The 18,599-nt window shown below is 58.6% G+C and carries 17 protein-coding genes, 1 tRNA gene and 1 pseudogene; 8 read left to right on the top strand and 11 right to left on the bottom strand.

From position 1 onward, the window contains the following. Positions 1-6 precede the first annotated feature (6 nt). The 4 genes and pseudogenes from ABXH05_RS04465 to ABXH05_RS04480 all read left to right on the top strand — a co-directional run bounded on the left by ABXH05_RS04465 (position 7) and on the right by ABXH05_RS04480 (position 3,157). Positions 7-396, top strand: coding sequence for an RNA-binding S4 domain-containing protein (locus tag ABXH05_RS04465; protein ID WP_353559955.1), 390 nt, complete (start codon positions 7-9; stop codon positions 394-396). 205 nt (positions 397-601) lie between these two features. After that, positions 602-940, top strand: a complete 339-nt coding sequence (gene fdxA, locus ABXH05_RS04470; RefSeq protein WP_348135862.1) for a ferredoxin FdxA — start codon at positions 602-604, stop codon at positions 938-940. A 406-nt stretch (positions 941-1,346) separates the two neighbouring features. After that, positions 1,347-1,973, top strand: a pseudogene (locus ABXH05_RS04475) (CarD family transcriptional regulator); the annotation flags it as partial. 284 nt (positions 1,974-2,257) lie between these two features. Further along, positions 2,258-3,157 carry an RNA polymerase factor sigma-32 gene (locus tag ABXH05_RS04480; RefSeq protein ID WP_353559956.1) on the top strand — a complete coding sequence of 300 codons (900 nt, stop codon included), beginning with the start codon at positions 2,258-2,260 and terminating at the stop codon, positions 3,155-3,157. Between the two features lie 12 nt (positions 3,158-3,169). On the opposite strand, the gene ABXH05_RS04485 is transcribed toward ABXH05_RS04480, so the two are convergent. After that, positions 3,170-4,618, bottom strand: coding sequence for a M48 family metalloprotease (locus tag ABXH05_RS04485; RefSeq protein WP_353559957.1), 1,449 nt, complete (start codon positions 4,616-4,618; stop codon positions 3,170-3,172). A gap of 5 nt (positions 4,619-4,623) precedes the next feature. Further along, the gene (locus ABXH05_RS04490; RefSeq protein WP_353559958.1) at positions 4,624-5,505 is read right to left on the bottom strand and encodes a thermonuclease family protein; all 882 of its coding nucleotides are present in this window, start codon (positions 5,503-5,505) and stop codon (positions 4,624-4,626) included. A 141-nt stretch (positions 5,506-5,646) separates the two neighbouring features. Between ABXH05_RS04490 and ABXH05_RS04495 the strand changes: the two genes are divergently transcribed. Beyond that, complete coding sequence (locus ABXH05_RS04495) at positions 5,647-6,168, top strand: acyloxyacyl hydrolase (protein ID WP_353559959.1); 522 nt, start codon at positions 5,647-5,649, stop codon at positions 6,166-6,168. Positions 6,169-6,258: 90 nt separating this feature from the next. Here ABXH05_RS04495 and ABXH05_RS04500 read toward each other — a convergent pair whose 3' ends face one another. Beyond that, a complete protein-coding gene (locus tag ABXH05_RS04500; protein WP_353559960.1) occupies positions 6,259-8,109 on the bottom strand; it encodes an autotransporter domain-containing protein in 1,851 nt (616 codons plus the stop codon). A gap of 136 nt (positions 8,110-8,245) precedes the next feature. Here ABXH05_RS04500 and ABXH05_RS04505 point away from each other — a divergent pair, with 136 nt between their 5' ends. Continuing rightward, complete coding sequence (locus ABXH05_RS04505) at positions 8,246-9,853, top strand: alpha/beta hydrolase fold domain-containing protein (protein ID WP_353559961.1); 1,608 nt, start codon at positions 8,246-8,248, stop codon at positions 9,851-9,853. Positions 9,854-9,876: 23 nt separating this feature from the next. Here the strand turns inward: ABXH05_RS04505 and cynS are convergent, their stop codons facing one another. From cynS to ABXH05_RS04540, 7 genes are all read right to left on the bottom strand, one after another. Then, entirely contained in the window at positions 9,877-10,317 is a 441-nt protein-coding gene (gene cynS, locus ABXH05_RS04510) for a cyanase (RefSeq protein ID WP_348135875.1), read from the bottom strand. A gap of 83 nt (positions 10,318-10,400) precedes the next feature. Further along, positions 10,401-11,342: an ABC transporter ATP-binding protein gene (locus ABXH05_RS04515; RefSeq protein ID WP_353559962.1), complete on the bottom strand. Its 942-nt coding sequence runs from the start codon at positions 11,340-11,342 to the stop codon at positions 10,401-10,403. A 13-nt stretch (positions 11,343-11,355) separates the two neighbouring features. After that, positions 11,356-12,207 (bottom strand): nitrate ABC transporter permease, encoded by an 852-nt coding sequence (gene ntrB, locus ABXH05_RS04520; protein WP_348135877.1) that lies wholly within the window; start codon positions 12,205-12,207, stop codon positions 11,356-11,358. Between the two features lie 2 nt (positions 12,208-12,209). Then, positions 12,210-13,613, bottom strand: coding sequence for a CmpA/NrtA family ABC transporter substrate-binding protein (locus ABXH05_RS04525; RefSeq protein WP_353559963.1), 1,404 nt, complete (start codon positions 13,611-13,613; stop codon positions 12,210-12,212). Positions 13,614-13,974: 361 nt separating this feature from the next. Beyond that, positions 13,975-14,562, bottom strand: a complete 588-nt coding sequence (locus ABXH05_RS04530; RefSeq protein WP_353559964.1) for an ANTAR domain-containing response regulator — start codon at positions 14,560-14,562, stop codon at positions 13,975-13,977. Between the two features lie 146 nt (positions 14,563-14,708). Then, positions 14,709-14,785, bottom strand: a tRNA-Arg gene (locus tag ABXH05_RS04535). A 195-nt stretch (positions 14,786-14,980) separates the two neighbouring features. Next, the gene (locus tag ABXH05_RS04540; protein WP_353559965.1) at positions 14,981-15,781 is read right to left on the bottom strand and encodes a DUF3298 and DUF4163 domain-containing protein; all 801 of its coding nucleotides are present in this window, start codon (positions 15,779-15,781) and stop codon (positions 14,981-14,983) included. Positions 15,782-15,929: 148 nt separating this feature from the next. On the opposite strand from ABXH05_RS04540, the gene ABXH05_RS04545 reads away from it, so the two are divergent. Both ABXH05_RS04545 and ABXH05_RS04550 read left to right on the top strand, forming a co-directional pair. After that, positions 15,930-16,568 (top strand): hypothetical protein, encoded by a 639-nt coding sequence (locus tag ABXH05_RS04545; RefSeq protein ID WP_353559966.1) that lies wholly within the window; start codon positions 15,930-15,932, stop codon positions 16,566-16,568. Positions 16,569-16,576: 8 nt separating this feature from the next. Further along, on the top strand, positions 16,577-17,332 hold the full coding sequence (locus ABXH05_RS04550; RefSeq protein ID WP_353559967.1) for an N-acyl homoserine lactonase family protein: 756 nt from the start codon (positions 16,577-16,579) through the stop codon (positions 17,330-17,332). On the opposite strand, the gene ABXH05_RS04555 is transcribed toward ABXH05_RS04550, so the two are convergent. Continuing rightward, positions 17,329-18,597 (bottom strand): MFS transporter, encoded by a 1,269-nt coding sequence (locus ABXH05_RS04555; RefSeq protein WP_353559968.1) that lies wholly within the window; start codon positions 18,595-18,597, stop codon positions 17,329-17,331. The two genes, ABXH05_RS04550 and ABXH05_RS04555, sit on opposite strands and share 4 nt — an antisense overlap. Between the last annotated feature and the right edge of the window lie 2 nt (positions 18,598-18,599).

The following is an 18,599-nucleotide window of genomic DNA, read 5'->3' on the forward strand; positions in this document are numbered from 1 at the left end:
GGCATTTTGGCCAGCAAGTCAGACGACAATGACATCCGCCAGCGCATTGATCGCTGGATGTGGTGCGCCCGGTTCTTCAAGACCCGGTCCATAGCCGCGCGTTTTGTCGGCACCGGAAAAGTGAGGGTCAATGGAACCCGCGTCACCAAGGCCGCCCACCAGGTCCGGCCCGGCGACGTCCTGACCTTTCCCCTGGGCGACCGTATCCGCGTCATCGAGGTTGCGGCATTTGTCGAGAAGCGCGGGTCCGCAACCATTGCCGCCACACTTTACGATGACCAAAGCCCGCCGCCGCCACCAAAGGGCAAGGACAAGCCGAAGGCTGTAAACCCCAGCCCTGAGGCCGCGCCAGACAGCCGCGCCCGCGCCAAACTGCGTGAGTTGAAGGCGCAATAGCGGCTGCCCATATGAAAGAAGCGGGTTAAGCCCCTATTCCCTCGCTTTTTTGTGAATTACAGACCTGCAGCCATGTGGCATTTACAGGGGGAGACGGGGCTTGCGGGCTTGCCCGTCATATTCGTATAAGCGCAGCGGAAATTTATGACTGCGGCCAACGTGGCGGGCATCCGGCCTGCACGTCGACCATCTGGAGCACCACCGAATGACCTATATCGTCAATGACCTCTGCATTAAGTGCAAATACACCGACTGCGTCGAGGTTTGCCCGGTGGACTGCTTCTATGAAGGCGAGAACATGCTCGTCATCGACCCGGATGAGTGCATTGACTGCGGTGTGTGCGAACCGGAATGCCCGGCAGAAGCCATTAAGCCAGACACTGAGTCCGGCCTTGAGAAGTGGCTGGAAGTGAATGCCAAGTTTGCGGCCACATGGCCCAATATCACGGTCAAGAAGGATGCTCCGGCTGACGCCGATGACTTCCTCAATGTCGAAGGCAAGTTCGACAAATTCTTTACCGAAGCCCCCGGCACCGGCGACTAACCACCTCAGTTCGGGTCCGTTCCAGCGCCTCGTTAACCGTCAAACAGCGCCAATCCGCTTGTCTGCAGGCGGATGATCCCTGTGCTGACGGCTACCCGGCTTTATTTTTGGCCAATTTTGGTGTATGGTTTTTAGGAACAGTGGGATTTATCCCACGCTTTGACTGGGCGTATCCAGTTGAAGGCTTGAGGCGTTTTACCGACGTTCCTGACGTAAATGCTGTCTGAAACCGGTTTTCTGCGGAAAATTAGGGGTTTTTGGGCATTTGCTCTTGTAGCATCCGATGATCAGGAAGCTCGGTGCCGTCATACTCGCGACCAGCCCTCCTACACGGGCTCAGATGCTGATCTGGGCCGAGGGCCATGTTTGCGGGCATAATGGCGCGTCTTTTTGCCAATCGTGTTGACCCGTGCGGGGTCGCCGGATCACAGAACCGGCGCCGTCCCCAGCACGCAGTTTGGGACTGAGCATGGCCGCGAAGAAGAAGACCGCCTCAAAGAAATCCGAGTTCAAAGCGAACGAATTCGTCGTTTATCCCGCCCATGGCGTCGGCAAGATCACCGGCATCGAAAAGCAGGAAGTCGCCGGACACAAGCTGGAACTCATCGTCATCAACTTTGAAAAAGAGAAGATGACCCTGCGTGTACCTGTCGCCAAGGTGCAGTCTGTCGGCATGCGCCGCCTCGCCAACGACGATGTGGTGGGCCAGGCCATCAAGACCCTCAAGGGCCGCGCCCGCGTCAAGCGCACCATGTGGAGCCGTCGCGCGCAGGAATATGAAGCCAAGATCAACTCCGGTGATCTGATCGCCATTGCGGAAGTTGTTCGCGATCTTTATCGCTCCGACAAGCAGCCCGAGCAGTCCTATTCAGAACGTCAGCTCTATGAACAGGCTCTCGAACGCATGGCCCGCGAAGTGGCAGCTGTAGAAAAATCAACAGACGACGAAGCCGTCACCAAAATTGAAAGCACGCTTGAAAAGGCACCAAGCCGCAACAAGCCTGAAAAGGAAGACGAAGAAAAAGCCGCCTAGGCTTCTTTCCTTCCCCAAAGATCAAAGGCCCGGATCCAGACACATGGACCCGGGCCTTTTTTGTGGTCAGATCGCGATCCAGCATTTGCGAACCATGCGCACTATCATTTGCGCAAATGCAAGCGCCACGCTTTGCAGATTCGCAAAGCAATTGGCCCAATTGCGCCCGTCACAAATGATCCAACCGGCATCCGACGCCGTATCTCCTAACAAGCAAGTCATTACCTGTCGTCCCGCTACGTGCAGCCGGACACGCAGGCTACCGCGTGGGGAGTGCGCATCACATGCCGGCAACGTCAGCCGTTTCGTCTCAGGGTTCCGAAAGAAAATTCATTCGTACGGCCATGAAAGCGCCGCTGCTTGAGGCTGATCACGAACTCGATCTGGCCCGAGCCTGGCACGACCACAAGGACGAAGACGCCCTCCATGAGCTGACATCAGCCTATATGCGCCTGGTGATCGCCATGGCTGCCCGCTTCCGCATCTATGGCCTCCCCATGGGCGATCTGGTGCAGGAAGGCAATGTCGGCCTGATGCAGGCCGCCCAGCGCTTTGACCCGGAGCGCGGCGTACGCTTTTCAACCTATGCCTCATGGTGGATCCGCTCCTCCATCCAGGACTACATCCTGCGCAACTGGTCAATCGTCCGCACCGGGACAACCGCTGCCCAGAAATCCCTGTTCTTCAATCTGCGTCGCCTGCGCGCCCTCATCAACGATGGCGGAAGCGCGACCATGTCTCCTGAAGGGCGCACCTTCGTGGCAACCCAACTGCGCGTCCCCATGCGCGACGTTGAAAACATGGAGTCCCGCCTGTCGGCCTCTGACCGGTCGCTCAATGCGGCCGTGCCCGGCATGGATTCAGGTGAAGGCGGGTCCATGGAGTGGCAGGACCTGCTGGCGGATGACCGCCCGGACCCGGAAGACGAAACCACCGATGCTCATGACGCAGATGTCCGCCGTCGCTGGCTGGCCCGTGCGCTGGAGACACTGTCTGAGCGCGAACTCTTCATCATCAAGCGTCGCCGCCTGAGTGAGGATGGGGAGACGCTGGAATCTCTGGGCAAAGAGCTGGGCATCTCAAAGGAGCGTGTCCGACAGGTGGAACACCAGGCGCTGAACAAGCTGCGCGCGGCACTCCTCAAGGAAACCGATGATGTTGATGCACTGGTAGACGGGGCCTAGAACACCTGACGCCTATTCAACCACCAGCTTGACCCGCTGACCGGCCTGCACCTGCTCCCCATCACCCAGACCATTGAGCACCCGAAAGCGCTTTTCCGCCTCCGTGAAGTAAGCCGCTTTTGCGGCCAGCGAGGCCACTGTCTCGCCTCGACGAACCGTGTGCACGTCAATGCGACGCGGGGTGATATCCGCAGCCTCGGCAGCATTCAGACGCGTGAAGCTGAGCACCATCTCCTGCAGTCCCGGCTTGAGACTGCTTGTCTGGCGCGGCGGCGTTGCAACGAGAAAACGGAACACATTCTCCTTGTCGCCTGCATCATAGGCCACAAGCCGTACGTCCTTGCCTTTGACCCGGGTAATGCCCGTCGCTGCCGGTATGCCGTTCACGTCCAGAGATTCAATCTGGCTGAGCGCTGCATCCTTGGACCAGACCCTTGTCAGATACTCCGCCATGCTGCCCGCTGAACGGCGCGGAGCACTATCGAACTTCATCTGCGCACCGGACGGGTGGCGTGCTGTAACCGACGTGGACGCGTTCGTCATCGTGAAGCCGTCAGGCACTTCAAACGCAAACCGCATGTCCGGGTGAATGAAACGCTGCCCGCGCACAAACCCTTCCTTGGGATCATCGCCGTAGAGCATGCCGTTAACGGCCGCAAAGTGCGCGTCTTCGCCGGTGCCACGCGCGCCGCGTGTCAGACCTGTTTCGCCAGCCTGCTTCAGGGTATCGCGAACGCGCTGTCCTGTTGCCGGGTGCGATGCCAGCCAGTCCACCCGGTTTGCGTCATACCGCGCCCCGCGCAGCTGTGCATGCAGGGCGCTTTGTGCACCTAAGGACTCCAGAAAGGCAGGCGCGGCGAAGGGGTCATACCCGGCCACCACCAGCATATTGAGCCCGACACTGTCTGCTTCATTTTCCTGATCGCGCGAGTAGTCCGCAAGAAAGCCCGAGGCACCAACGCTGAATATCTGATTGACCAGGTCGCTGCCGACCGCGACACCCAACACCGCGCCAAGCAGCCCGGCGCCAATGGCGCGGTTCTGCCGTCCCTGCCCATGCCGCATCGTCACATGAGCAATCTCATGGCCAATGACGCTGGCAAGCTCTGCTTCCGAGTTGGCAAGCGCAACAAGCCCGCGCGTTACATAAACGTAGCCGCCAGGTAGCGCAAAAGCGTTGACCACCGGGCTGTTAAGCACGGTAACCCGAAACTGCTCGTTGGGCATCGATGACGCACCGGCCATGCGCGTTGTGACCCGCGCCACATAAGGCCCAACCTCCGGATGATCATAAACACCGCCATATTGAGCAACGATCTGCTCATGAGCGCTTGCCCCCTGACGGCGCTCGCCATCTGTGATCTGGGCCTGAGCCGGCACCAGGGACATAAGTGCGACGGAAAACGCAGCAGCTGCAAACGCCCTGCGCACAGCATCCATCCTGCCAACCCATCGCTTCATCGCTGTCACCGTATAACCTCTATTTGCTCCGGATGCGTCGCATCAATGCTGGGGCCATTGAACAGCCGAACCCAGCCGCGTGCCCGCACAATGCGCCCTTCATAGTCAGTTGGATCAACCCCCGCATCGCGGAACAGTTTCATGTCGCGCGGGCTGATCGTGACCGTGAAATCCTCGCGATAGTCTGTGCCGAAATTAAGGTAGACCCGCCCATTGATGAGCTTGGCTTCGCGCACGCGGCCCTCAATAAGCTCATAAGAGCCCTCGCGGCTGTTGAGCCGGTCCAGCTCATTGGCTGTGATGATCCGATAGGTATCAAGGCCCCACATGCCCAGCCCCTCTTCACGGGCAGCAGCTTCGCGGGCCAGCAGATCCTGCACGCAGGCGCGGTTGTCCGGGAAGGTATAGACCCGCGCCAGACCGCGCCGCAGCATCTCACCCTGAAACCAGATGGTGCCACCCTGCCCGTCACGCACATAGGTGTGTGCCAGCCGGCGGCCGTGGCGGTCTTCATCAGACCCTCCCGACCACAACACCACCTCACGCCGGGAGGAGAAGTCTACAGCAGCATCACGCGCTTCTTTCGCCAGCGGCCACTCGGGAAAATTCCGGCGCCCCAGCGGAAGCTTGGGAGCCTGAATGCCCACCATGCGGACCTCGCTTCGGTCATCCAGCACGATCGTGTCGCCATCAACTACCTCAATGACATCAAACGCCCGGCTTGCGCCTGACGGCGGCACGGCACAACCCGTCGCCTCACCACCCGATGGGAGTGGCGCTGTCGTCGTCCCAACAACCGTGTCTGGGCCGTCTTCTCCGAGCAAAATACTCGCCACAGCAAGCACCCCGAGGATGACTGCGCCAAAAAGTGATACCTGTCTTTTCATGTGGCCCTTCAGCAACTTAAGGCTGTTCTGCATAGGTGGGTTTTTGTGCCGCAATTGCACAAATGGGCCTGATGCCCGTAAACTCCGCCCGGGTTTGAATTGGATACCGCCCATTGAGCGGCGGCATCAGGGGAATATCAAGTGAAACATCTACTTTCCGGCCTCGCCGTTGCGGCCATGGCCCTGACCACCACCTTTGGCGCAGCCACATCTGCCAGCGCTGAAAGCCTTGCGGAAGCGCAGCCCTCCCAGGTTTATGTGGGCGCGGGCTTCTTTGACATCAGCCACAGCTCAGAGTTCGCCTCAGCAGCTTTTGATGTGGGCTATATCCCTGACTACAATATCGTTTGGGAAATTCGGCCGCTGGTCGGCCTTATGGTGAACACGGACAGTGCGGTTTATGGCCATGTAGGCCTGTCACGCACCTTCTTCCTCACCGACAACATCGTGACCCGCATCCAGTGGGGCTTCGGCGCCTATAGCCAGGGCAATTCCATTGACCTTGGCCAGGCCTTCGAATTCCGCGAGCAGCTCGAAATCGGCTACCAGTTCGATAGCGGCGACATGATCTCGGCCTATGTCTGGCACCTGTCCAACGCCGATATCGCTGACAAGAACCCCGGCGTGAACACCGCAGGCATTCACTACTCCTTCGGCTTCTAATCGCCACACAGACGGCCGGAAACACCAAAGGCCCGCAGCACCCATGTGCTGCGGGTCTTTTTGTGCGCCATGGCCTGATGCAAGGGCGGCCTAGTTGAGCGGCAGCGAGAAGGTGCCCCCGACCGACCAACCATCTACATCAGCTGCGATACCAAACACGCTGGTATACAGGTCAAGCGACGCGCCGCCTTCCGTCGTCAAAGAGAGCTGCGGCGTCACAGCAAGACTGAAATAGTCATCATCGCTCGTCGCCACATTGCCGGACTGACTGTCCCTATTGGTCCAGTTGTAGTTGGCACTGGCCCCCAGCGCAGGCTCAATCACCGTGAAGATGCCCTCGTTCTCAATCGTTGTCCCGAAGGTTGGACCATGTGATACGCGACCCGACCACAGGTCATTGTCCCCAATGCGTGTGCCAACCGAGTTTGTGTAGCCATCACGATGTGACCATGTGGACGAGAATGACGTCGAATGCGTGACCCAGATGCCATTGGACCAGTCGTCTCTGCCGGACACACCCAGGGTCAGGTCAATAAGGTTTGAGTCGTATGAGCCCGTCGTGTTGGCAACGGAGATATCGCTGTCAGAAATGCCGTAGCGAACAGTCGCTTTCAAAGCCAACCCGTCAATCTTGTAGCGACCAAACACACCCAGCGAGTAGCCTCGTGTATCAATATCAAGGTTGTTGAGCGGCGCTTTCACATCCGACCATTTGGTCGTCACAAACGTCCCAAGCCGGATGTCCTCCCAGAAGTCATGGTGAACACCAACGGCCGCAACGACTGTGTCACCCTTTTGTTGGGTCGCATCGCCTTGCTTGTACCGCGTAAACGAAGCACGCACCCAGGCAACCGTCTTGTTGGTCAGTGTACGGTCAAACGACAACTCTTGTACGTAGGGCGCTTCAGTCGCTTCATCAAAATGTCTGACAATATCCTGGAAGTCGCGCTCGAACCGATCAGCCGACGCAGTAGTCGCGGAGCTGAAAGGCATAAGTGGTGGTTGGCCATTGTGCTCACGAAGTTTTGCTTCGAGAGACTGCACTTCCTCATACAGTTCCTGCAGCTCGTTCATCGCGTCCAAGCGTTCAGATTGAGCTTGCAATTCCCAATCGCTTATCTGCTGCAAACGGCGTTGATAGGCCCCTTCGTTTCGCGCCTGCCTAGCGTCAACAAAGATTTCGGCCATGATTTCAGCGGCACTTCTATTGCTCGTATCCTCGGTAGCGTCCCGTGCCGTCTCTCTTGCCTGTTGCAAGCCCTTCAGGCTTTCATCCGCCGCTTTGATTTCATTATCAAGCTCTTTCTGACGCTCGGTGATTTTTTCGATGCGCTTTTTGATCCGCCACTCTTCCTCTTCGGTGAGGGTGCCGCCGGAAGGCAGGTCCGGATCCAACTCAGACCCGTCCTCAATCAGATCTCGGGCAGCCTCCTCTTCAATCGCCTGATTAATCGCATCCGTGTTGTCGAGCGTCTCTTCCGTGTCTTGCGACGTCGTTCCATTGCTTCCCGAGGCGTTGGCACCGGGGCCAGACACGCAGGTAAAGGAAACGGTGGCTGATCCACCGCCTGCAGCATTCACCGCACCATTGATGGTGAATGTGCCGCTTGAGGGAAACGTGAAGCTTCCCGAGCCGGTCGTGTTGTTGAGGAAAAGCAGCAGATTGTTGCCCGGGTTCACATCAAACGCCACCGACAGGATGATCCCTGTCGCCGTTGCGGTGATCACGTCCCCGACAAAGAATGTGCCGCTCTGGTTTACATTGGCAGCACCCCCGGCGGGTGCCGTGCGGTTGAAGCCTGAGACGTTTCCGCCATTGCATGATGTAGCCGACTGCGCCGCGGCGGGCGTTGTGCTGGCTGTCATCATGGCAGCACCAAACAACGCGGCGATACCCATGCCGCATGCGCCACTCAAGGCAGCGCCAAGTCTCTTCTTCATACCGATTGCTCCCAGCCCCGGATTTCAAGTTCCCTTCAGCCATACGCGAGCTCCAAAATCCACACATCATCAAAAGTGATGAAGCCATGTGGAAAATATCGTTCTAATGTGAGGAATGGGTTGGGAGTGTGCGTAAATGCAACAAGCGTCAGGACTGGATAATCTGGGGGCGGAAGTCACACCGGCAATAGGTCTTCCCGTCACCGGCGTATGGATAGCTCAGCCGGACACACGGGCTGATGCCCGCGTTGTCCTGTATGTGTATGGCGGCACATTCTCGCTCAATCGTGGGCCCATGCAGGAAATCGTGGCTGGCCGTATTGCCACCCATGCCCGCGCCCGCGTCCTGCTGTTTGACTATTCCCTCGCCCCCGAGCAGCCCTTCCCACTTGCCATTGAGGATGTGACAGCCACCTATCTGGCCCTGCTTGAACAGGGTCATGACCCGTCAAAAATCGTCGTGATGGGCGATACGTCGGGCGCAGGCATTGCCCTCGCCGCCCTCATTTCCCTGCGCGATCAGCAACACCCCATGCCCGCAGGCTTTGTGGCCCTCACGCCGCTGGTGGACCTCACTTTTTCCGGCGGCACCTATGTGAGCAACATCCGCAGCAATGGCTCCACGTCTGACGTGGAACTGATCATGACCTTGGCCTTTGACTATCTGCAGGGCGCTGATCCGCGACACCCCTTGGCCTCCCCGGTCCTGGCGGACCTTGCAGGCATGCCCGAGATAGAGATCCACGCTGACGTCAAAGATGTGCTCTACGACGATGCCATCATGCTGGCCGAAAAACTGCGCGGTACCGGCGGCAAGGTCAATCTCTATGAGTGGGACGGGCTGGCAGACACGTGGCAGCGCCTTGCACCGCTTTCGACCCAGAGCACCGCCGCCCTCGCCCGCATCGGCCAGTTCGTCCGCAAACAGACAGGCAGCCAGGCGCCGGCCGGCAAGGCGGATGCGGACAATCTCATCACCTCTTATCAGGGCCTCATCAAGGAATTTATACAGCCCCATACGCGCGAGCGCGTGGACGAGATCTTTGAGTGGTCCCGGGCCCATGGCCCTGAATGGGTCTGGCCTTTCATCCAGCGCCGCCTGAAGCACGGTGCGTTGGTAACGCAGGATCAGGTGGAGCGGGACTGGCTCACCATGCTGTTCACCGAAGCATCAGACGGAATGCTTCTGCTCAGCGCCAGCCGGCATATCCTTCTGTCAAACAGACGTGCCCGCGACCGCCTGGAAACCGAAACGCCGTTCCTCCTCAAGAACGGCCGCCTCTTCGGCACAACCGAGGCGGATGACGACGCCTTGCAGACCGCGCTTGATGCACTCTTTCAGGCATCCCCCAACAACCTGCAACGTGCCGTGCGCCTTGAGGGCGTGAAGGGCAAACGCGGCCATACGGGCCCGACGCTCCTGCGCGGCGAACGCCTTCAACAGGAAAGCGAGGGCCGCGGCGTACCGCCGGTGGTCTTGCTCAGATTGCTGACCCCGCCGGACACAGCCGACATAGACGAAACAGCCCTGGTCACCTGGTATGGCCTGTCAAAGAAAGAAGCAAAGCTGGCGGCAGCCTTTGCGACCGGTGCCAGCCTTGCAGGTTTTGCAAAGGACAATGGCGTGTCGATCACCACGGTCCGCACCCAGTTTGCCAATCTGAAGGCCAAACTGGGCGCAAGTGATCAGGCGGCCGTCGTACGCCATGTGTTGCAGGCGGCCACCCACACATCTTTTCCGTAGATCAGGCTTGCAGCTCCGGCGGCCTAGTACTTCTTGAACTTCAGGAACTTGCCGGACATCACGATTTTCACACGATCGCCATTGGGGTCCGGCTGGCGTGAGATATCCATATCGTAATCGATGGCCGACATGATGCCGTCGCCGAACTCTTCCTCGATCAGCTTCTTGAACGTTGTGCCGTAGACCTGCACGATTTCATACAGGCGATAGATCAACGGGTCAGTTGGCACATCCATGCCCAGCGAGCCGCGACTTGGAATCTTGGCAAGGCCTTTTGCAGCTTCAGGAAGACCCAGAATGTCAGCCGCCTTCTTGGCGGCCTCCTCCGGCAAAGCCATCTGGCCCAGCAGTGCTGCCGTTGTGAAGACCGGTGACAGACCAACCCCTTCAGCTACCTGCGCATAGGTCAGACCTTTTTCGTCCATTTTGTCTTCAATGGCCTGGGTCAGTTCAAAACGATCCATGTTGTGGAACTCCTTTTTGGGTGCGTGCCACTAGAGCGCGCGTCTGTGTGTTTGAGTGCGGCGTGCTGTGCTGCGCCGGCGCTTCAGCCCCCGGCTGCCTGCAGGGGCGCGTCTGACTTTCCCGGCGCTGATGTCTCCTCCGCTGCCGCAGTGTCCACGGACAGAACGCCGGCTGCCCCCGGAGACACGAGTGACGGGTTCTTCCGGTCATGCCCATTGGCAGCTACTTCGTCGTCAAACGTCTTGGAACGCGTAACGAGGAAATCCATCAGGTGATTGCGCATCGGGTAGAAGCGCGGGTGCTTGAACATGCTCTCCCGCGTCCGATCCCGCGGCAGCGTATTGACCACGATTTCGGCAATGCGGGCGTCCGGCCCATTGGTCATCAGAACAATCTTGTCGGCCAGATACAGCGCCTCATCCACATCATGGGTGATCATGAAGGTGGTCTGCTTGCGCGCGTCACAAATCTCCAGAACCTCATCCTGCAGCCCGCCACGGGTCAGCGCATCAAGGGCCGAGAACGGTTCATCCATCAGCAGCACATCTGGCTCCAGGCTCAGCGCCCGGGCGATGCCCACGCGCTGCTTCATGCCGCCTGAAAGCTGAGATGGTTTGCGATCAACCGCATCTGACAAGTTAACCAGCGCCAGATACTTCAACGTATGTTCTCGTATCTGCTTGGGCAACCAGGACGGATTGCGTGACCGCACCGCGAGTTCGATATTTCCAAGCGCCGACAGCCAGGGCATCAACGCATGCCCCTGAAAGATCACCGCCCGGTCAAGACTCGGCCCGGAAATCTCTTTGCCATTGACGATGATCCCGCCAGTGGTTGGCGTCTCGAGACCCGCCAGAATGTTGAGCAGAGTCGATTTTCCGCACCCCGAGTGGCCAACGACACACACGAACTCGCCTTCTTCAATAGAGAGCCAGAGGTCCTCGAAGACGGTCATTGTTCCGCGGCCACCCGGCGTGGGGTATCGCTTGGCGAGGCCTTCAATACTGATGAGTTTCTTGCTCATGAAGTTATTGCCCTTAATCCGTGTACGAAACGCGCCGCTGGAAGAACGCGACCAACAGGTCAAGCACCATTCCGATCAGCCCGATGAAGAGGATGGCAGCGATAACGTTGGTGATGGAAAGGTTGTTCCACTCATTCCAGACGAAGTAGCCAATGCCTGTGCCGCCCACGAGCATCTCCGCAGCCACGATGACCAGCCACGCAATACCGATGGAAATGCGCATGCCCGTCAAAATGGTCGGCGCCGCCGCAGGCAGAATGACGCTGATGGCTGTGCGCAATGAACTCAGCTCAAGCGTGCGCGCCACATTGATGTATTCACGGCGAACGGCGCCGACACCAAATGCCGTATTGATCAGCATCGGCCAGAGAGAGCAGATGAAAATGACGAAGATCGCACTCGCCATGGAATCTTGAATTGTGTAGAGCGCCAGTGGCATCCAGGCGAGGGGCGAAATCGGCTTGAGCAACTGGATGAACGGGTCCAGCGCCTTGAACAGCAAGGGGCTCATGCCGATGACAAAGCCAAGCGGTATGGCCACCAAGGCCGCCATACCAAAACCAAGCAGCACCCGCATCACGGAATACGCAAGCTGGATACCGATGCCCTTGTCGTTCGGACCTGCATCATAGAACGGGTCCATCACGTGGCGGGTAAGCTCACCAAAGACCTCACCTGGGGGCGGAAAGGCGTTGCCACCCTTTGCCTGCGGCCCAAGAAGGGCCGCAAGCTCCGGGTCCATCCCCGCATCACTGGGGCCTGTTCCACTCGTGCTGAGGAGCTGCCAGGAGAACACAAACAGTCCAAATAGCAGCACCGAGAGAAGGGCAGCACGCAGGCCTATGGGGATTGAGTCAACGCGCATCCCTACCTCCGGATCGCAAAAGAGTTGACGTATTCTTCGGGCAGGTTCGGGTCGAATGTCTTGCCCATCACCTCATAGGAGTCATACGTCTCGACCGGCGGCGTCAGCCCCATGTCGGTCATGACCTTCTGGGCATCTGTCGCCAGATACACCTGCTCGGCCACGCCCTTGTAGTCCACATCACCGGAGATATATCCCCAGCGCTTCATCTGCGTCAGAATCCAGATCGCCATGGAGTGATATGGGAACGGATTGAAGTCGATCCGGTCCGGCACTTTCTGAACATTGCCAAGACCATCCGCAAAGGTACCGGTCAGCACTTGCTCGACCACCGTCACAGGCTGGTTGAGATAGTTGCGTGGCGAAATGGCAGCAGCCACTTCCTTGCGGTTCTCCTGCGCCGACGCAAATGCCGTAGCATCGATAATCGACTTGTAGAGCGCAATGAACGTATTGGGCATTTCATCCACAAATGCCTGGCTGGCTGCGAACGCACAGCATGGATGCCCGTCCCAGATTTCCTTTGTGAGCTTATGAATGAAGCCCACACCGTCATAAACGGCACGCTGGTTGAACGGGTCAGGCGCGAGATATCCGTCCACGTTGCCAGCGGCAAGGTTGGCCACCATCTCGGGCGGCGGCAGCACACGGATCTGAATGTCCGTATCGGGATCAAGGCCATGTTCAGCCACATAGTAGCGCAACAGGAAGTTGTGCATGGAATAATCGAATGGCACGGCGAACTTGAAACCCTTCCACTTGGAAGGATCGTCGTTCTTGTCCTTGTGCTTCGTGGCGAGGGTAATGGCCTGTCCGTTGATGTTTTCGACAGCAGGCATGGTCCAAGGCACCGCCGTTGAACCGGCGCCCATGGTGATCGCCAACGGCATCGGCGTCAGCATATGTGCTGCGTCATACTCACCGGACAATGACTTATCGCGAGCCACAGCCCAGCCGGCCGTCTTGATGACATCCACATCAAGTCCGTATTTTTCATAGAACCCCATCGGGCTCGCCATGATGATGGGCGTCGCACAGGTGATGGGAACAAAGCCCACGGACAATTTGGTTTTTTCAAGTTGGCCAGACATCTCCTGAGCCACTGCCTTGGCGGCTCCCATGGGGAACACCTGACTGAGGGCAGCAGCCGCCGTAGAGGCGCCAACTGCCGTCAGGAAATTGCGGCGCGCCATGTCGGTCCCGAACACCGCTTTCATCACAGCGGATTCGATGTGACGCGACAGAATTTCTTCGGAGTTGACCTTCTCCTCGGCAACGTCAAGCGGCGCCACTTCTGCATCAACAGCACTTACCGTGTCGTGCTCCGCCTGCGAATGGTTTCCCCCGCAGGAGCAGGGGTTCCACAGTTTGGCTTTCGCATCAAAGGGGTCCTTATCGAAGCTCATATGCTTTTACTCTCCTGTTTGCCGGCTTGGGTGGTCTGTTCCTGTCCAGGGAGACCTGTTCCCGCCGTGCGATCGGCAACAAAAAAAGCCGCGTTCCAGCCCCGCGCCATAAAGCGCGGTTCGGAAGCGGCTTCGCTTCGGAGGGCCCGTCCTCGGACCCGGTATGTCACAGACTGCTCTCGTCCTTGAGGCAGTCACCCTCCCTTATTAGCAACCGGTGTGCCAAGAAATCGGCATGCGCATGAAACGCTGATGGGAAAAGGGTTTGGCACTGGTAGAGATAACGCGACGCCGGGGCTTCTCGGGCGCGTTGACCAACAACTAGCCAGCCGCTGCTCACAAAGCAGGCACAAACTCGAAACTAGAGTCCAACCTTCGAGGCAACGATCACGCTCTCGGCAATTTCAACAAGCGGGCGCTTTTGATCCATGGACGCCTTGCGCAGCAGACCATAGGCATCCGGCTCCGACAGGCCACGCTGCTCCATCAAGATGCCCTTGGCCTGCTCGATGGTCTTGCGCTGCGCCAGTTCAGTGGACAGCTCTTCAACCTGGCTTTCCAGCTTGTGGAACTTGTTGAACCGGGCAATGGCAAGATCAACGATCGGGCGAATGCGCTCCGGCTGCATGCCATCAACCACATACGCACTGACGCCTGCATCCATCGCAGCGCGGGCAGTATCCGAGTCGCTTTGATCGACAAACATCACCACCGGCCGCTTGACCTGCTGGGACACGCGAAACATCTGTTCCACCGTGTCGCGGCGCGGGTTCTCAAGGTCAACGATGATGACAGAGGGATTGATCGCAGCGATGCGGCCGACCAGATCAACCGTATTGGAAATCACAGTCACTTCCGCGTATCCGGCCCCGTTGAGGCCAGCCGTAATCAGGTCTGCCCGCTCGGGCACCTGATCAATCACAACAATGGACAGCGTCTTTTCAGGCATACGCGTAAAACTCTCCAAGCCTCGGGCCCGGTGTGCGCGCAACCTCCGATAGTCGTATTTTTGTTATGTTCCATCCTTCACCAACAACCTGTGGCTTGGCAAGCACCTCGGCACACGCTGCGCGAATATCAGATGGACAGAGTAAATGGTGATCCCGGGTGGATTCGAACCACCGACCCTCAGATTAGGAATCTGATGCTCTATCCAACTGAGCTACGGGACCACTGAGCTGGTGCATCTGCGAGCGGACAGTGCCCCAGTCAGGGGGCAGGAGACAAGAGGCAGATCACTGGGCGTCCGGTGCCGCCTGTGACTGGTCCAGCGCCGCCTGATCCGCAGCCAATGACCGCGTCATCCAGCGGTTGAGCAATGCCAGGCCACTGACGCAATCCGCACACATCGACGACGTGTAGGCGTGTTACTCATCTGCCTGCAGGGCGGGTTTGATCTCACCACCGAACCAGGGTCTGGCTTCATCTGTGAGGTAATCCTCAAAGACCGCATAAGGCACATCAAAAGAAAAGGAGCCCATGGCATAGGGGCCCAACAGGTACGGTGAGTAATGGAAAGTGAGTCCCGCAGATTTCTCACTCTGTGTTGACGGCAGCAGCGTCACCACAGGCTGGTACTCCGGGTGATAAGCGAAGGCACGCTCGGCGCTGTCCCTCCATGCAGCGTCGTCATCTCCTAGGGGCTGACCAATCCGTTTCGCCCATTCCGCTTCCCACTGCTCCAGAAGCGCACGGGACAACACATCCCAGAGCGGGGAGTCCTTGCGCATGCCGTCGGCGAACATATCCCCAAGTGGCATGTAGTCTCCGACGCCGTCGTCATTGCGCCGCCAGATGAAACTTGAGAAATCATAATTGCCATGGGCACCGCCCGTGTACATCCAGTGGGTGCCCAGCACACTCACAAACGTCTTGTTGGCGAGGGTCACGTCCCACAGCTCGTCCACGAGATAGGGACGGAAAAATTCCGGCGAGGCCTCCGCGTCTTCCGCAGCCAGCACAGCAAGCTTCCTGGCGGCGGCAACGCTGCCCGACACGAGATCGGACCCAAGACCGGATTCCATGATGATTTCAGGCGCCACAGTGACAGTTGATTTGAACTGCGGCGTCTTGATGCTCTGCACGAAGGCATCTGTCGCCTGCTGGTCCTGAGCGCCTGCAGGCAGGGTGACACATGCTGCGACAACGCCGACAGCAATCGCCTGCATAAATGGTCTTGTTCCAGGGGTTCCGGATGCAAACATAGACGTCCTCATGGGTGCGCATAGCTGTCATCAGACTGACAGCCATCAATATCTGCGCTACCTTACCCACAACACGCAAAAAACAAGAACTTTGGCCACAAGGAGCCCAGCCGTGATGCCAGCAAACCCGCGTACTCGCAAAGCCTTGATCACCGGCTGCCTGACAGTTGCCGTCGCTGCATCAGCGGCCATCCTGCTGGCAACACAGGGTTCCAATATGGCCCATGCTCAGGATGGACCATCGGACGCCTGCTCCGGCCTTGGCCTTGAAATCAGAAGCCACATCACTGGCGACATCCCCCTTGGCGGCCCCATTGCACTGGCTAGCCGACGGGCGGTTGACCGCGACGTGAACATGGAAGACGACATCGCGGCGCGCCTGGCCAATCTGGGATTCAAGATCGATGACAGCGCCTTTTGGCAGTTGGTCTATGAGACTGACAATCAGCACCCAAAGCGCGACCCCAACTTCACGATCCGGTCTGAAGTACAGGGCGGCCGTGAACCAGAGGCAGTTGGGCAATACCGGTTTGACCGCGACGGTGACGTCTGTTCTCCCTTGTCCACTTATACAATGGACTTTGAAGTTCTTGACGAAGGCGCGCGCGTTGTCTGGCGCGGCCACGCCAAATACACCACCCGCACGCAAGAGCCGGTTGCAGACAAGGAACGCCTGACAGAACGCCTGATCAGCGCGTTTCGCAGCGACCTCAAACAAAGCCACAATCTGTCCGGTCGCGGCAGGGATTGATCCGACCCATGACGGTTGCGCTCTACGCCTTCACCTGCGGACATCTCACCATGCCCTTCAAGTCTTTTCTTGAAGGCGAGGAAGGCACGCTGAAAGTTCCCGTGCCGGCCTATCTGGTGGTGCACGAAAAGGGATCCGTGCTGTTCGACACCGGGCTCAATCCGCATGCGGTCCATGATGACACGCGCTATCGCGGTCAGGTGCACAAGTCTCACGAGTTTCATGTGAGCCAGCATGAGCTGCTGCCTGCCCGCTTTGAAGACGCCGGGCTGGACATCTCCACGGTCACGCACCTTGTGAATTCTCATCTCCACTTCGACCATGCCGGTGGCAACCAGCTGGCGCCCGACGTACCTGTCATCGTGCAAAAGCGCGAGCTCGAACACGCACGCGAAGCCGGCACGCCCTTTGGCTATGTGGCTGAGGATTTTGAAACCGGCCAGTCATTCAACATGATCACCGGTGAGCTTGATCTGTTCGGAGACGGCACCGTTGTCTGCATCCCGACACCAGGCCATACACCGGGACATCAATCGCTCAAGGTCGCGACAGACAAAGGCCAATTCGTGCTGGCAGGAGACGCCTGCTACCTGCGCCGGTCGCTGGACAATCTGCACCTGCCCCGGTTTCGTCATGACAAAGAGGCAATGCTCGCGTCTCTGCATACGTTGAGAGATCTGCAGCAGCGCGGCGCGACCATCATGTATGGTCATGACCCTGAATTCTGGAAAGACGTTCCACAGGCGCCAACGCGGCTTGGCTAGTCTGCCTGCGGTGTCGGCTGACGCACAGCGCCCGACACCGCAAAAATCGTCAAAGCCACAACGGACGCAGCTGCAACAGCCAGGTAGGCCGGGCTGTACCCTCCGGCCAGATCATAGACAACACCTACCAGCGCTGGACCAGCGGCAACACCAACCGTGCCGAACATCTGGCTGAGGGCAAAAATGCGACCATAGTCGCGCAGACCAAACGCCTCCCCCAGCAACAAAGGTTGCAGCATCAAGATGTTGCCCACGGTCACGCCAAACAGAACCGACGCAGCCATCAGCGCCACAACGCCGTCAGCAAACGCAAATGCTGTCAGCCCTACAGCCTGCATGGCCATGAAGGTCAGCGTGAATGTCCGGATCGGCAGCCGCGTCAATGCAAACCCGCCAAGCAGACGACCAACAATGCTCGAAGCCGCAAGCACTGAGACTGCAATCGCCGCCAGTGCTGCATCTTCGCGCACGGTCACCAGTCTGAACTGATGCGACAGCGCACCCACCTGCGCCATCATGGCAAACACATAGGCTGCAGTAACACCGATGAAGAAACGCGAGCGAACAGCCACCGCCATGGAAACACCATCCGGCGGCCCGTCCTGCTCGCCATCCGCAAGCGGTGGATCGCCATCTATGCGTAGCCCCATGCTTTGCGGGCTGGGCCGCATAACAAAGAGCGCTGCAGGCACAACACCCACAAAGAACATGATCGCCAGCCAGTGACCGGCAATCTCAAGGCCTTGCGTCTGAATGATCCAGGCTGAAACCGGCGCAAAGACAATGCCGCCGACAGACAACCCCGTGGAGGCCATGGACAGGGCAACCGCACGCCGCCGCGCAAACCAGCGCGCCACAAGAGTGGTCGCGGGCACCAGCGCGCAGCCAGCATAGAGCACGCCAAACAACGCGTAGAAAAAGTAGAGCTGCCACACTTCCGTGATCGATCCCACGAAGGCAAACACCAGCGCGCCCAACGCGCCGGAGATCGCAACAACGTAGCGCGCGTCATAAATTTCGATCAGGCGTCCAACCGCCATGCCCGCAAAGCCGGAGGCGAGGAAGAACGTCGCCGTCGCACCGGAGACTTCACTGACGTCAAAACGCTCTTCGCTGAAGGCCCCGAGCAGAACTGAAAGATTGTAAAAACCAATGCCCGCCGTGGTCGCCATGGTGACGAACACCGCCGCAACAACCCACCAGCCATAATAGACACCACGCAACTGCGTTAGTGTGCGGCCGACAAGTGGGCTTGACTGCGACATGG

Source organism: Pyruvatibacter sp. HU-CL02332 (genome assembly GCF_040362765.1).
Taxonomy (GTDB): Bacteria; Pseudomonadota; Alphaproteobacteria; order CGMCC-115125; family CGMCC-115125; genus Pyruvatibacter.

What these genes read in the sequence shown, in the direction of transcription:
- fdxA (WP_348135862.1), top strand. Translation starts at nt 602, where the DNA reads ATGACCTATATCGTCAATGACCTCTGCATTAAGTGCAAATACACCGAC.
- ABXH05_RS04480 (WP_353559956.1), top strand. Translation starts at nt 2,258, where the DNA reads ATGCCGGCAACGTCAGCCGTTTCGTCTCAGGGTTCCGAAAGAAAATTC.
- ABXH05_RS04485 (WP_353559957.1), bottom strand. Translation starts at nt 4,618, where the DNA reads ATGAAGCGATGGGTTGGCAGGATGGATGCTGTGCGCAGGGCGTTTGCA.
- ABXH05_RS04490 (WP_353559958.1), bottom strand. Translation starts at nt 5,505, where the DNA reads ATGAAAAGACAGGTATCACTTTTTGGCGCAGTCATCCTCGGGGTGCTT.
- ABXH05_RS04500 (WP_353559960.1), bottom strand. Translation starts at nt 8,109, where the DNA reads ATGAAGAAGAGACTTGGCGCTGCCTTGAGTGGCGCATGCGGCATGGGT.
- ABXH05_RS04505 (WP_353559961.1), top strand. Translation starts at nt 8,246, where the DNA reads ATGCAACAAGCGTCAGGACTGGATAATCTGGGGGCGGAAGTCACACCG.
- cynS (WP_348135875.1), bottom strand. Translation starts at nt 10,317, where the DNA reads ATGGATCGTTTTGAACTGACCCAGGCCATTGAAGACAAAATGGACGAA.
- ABXH05_RS04515 (WP_353559962.1), bottom strand. Translation starts at nt 11,342, where the DNA reads ATGAGCAAGAAACTCATCAGTATTGAAGGCCTCGCCAAGCGATACCCC.
- ntrB (WP_348135877.1), bottom strand. Translation starts at nt 12,207, where the DNA reads ATGCGCGTTGACTCAATCCCCATAGGCCTGCGTGCTGCCCTTCTCTCG.
- ABXH05_RS04525 (WP_353559963.1), bottom strand. Translation starts at nt 13,613, where the DNA reads ATGAGCTTCGATAAGGACCCCTTTGATGCGAAAGCCAAACTGTGGAAC.
- ABXH05_RS04530 (WP_353559964.1), bottom strand. Translation starts at nt 14,562, where the DNA reads ATGCCTGAAAAGACGCTGTCCATTGTTGTGATTGATCAGGTGCCCGAG.
- ABXH05_RS04540 (WP_353559965.1), bottom strand. Translation starts at nt 15,781, where the DNA reads ATGCAGGCGATTGCTGTCGGCGTTGTCGCAGCATGTGTCACCCTGCCT.
- ABXH05_RS04550 (WP_353559967.1), top strand. Translation starts at nt 16,577, where the DNA reads ATGACGGTTGCGCTCTACGCCTTCACCTGCGGACATCTCACCATGCCC.
- ABXH05_RS04555 (WP_353559968.1), bottom strand. Translation starts at nt 18,597, where the DNA reads ATGTCGCAGTCAAGCCCACTTGTCGGCCGCACACTAACGCAGTTGCGT.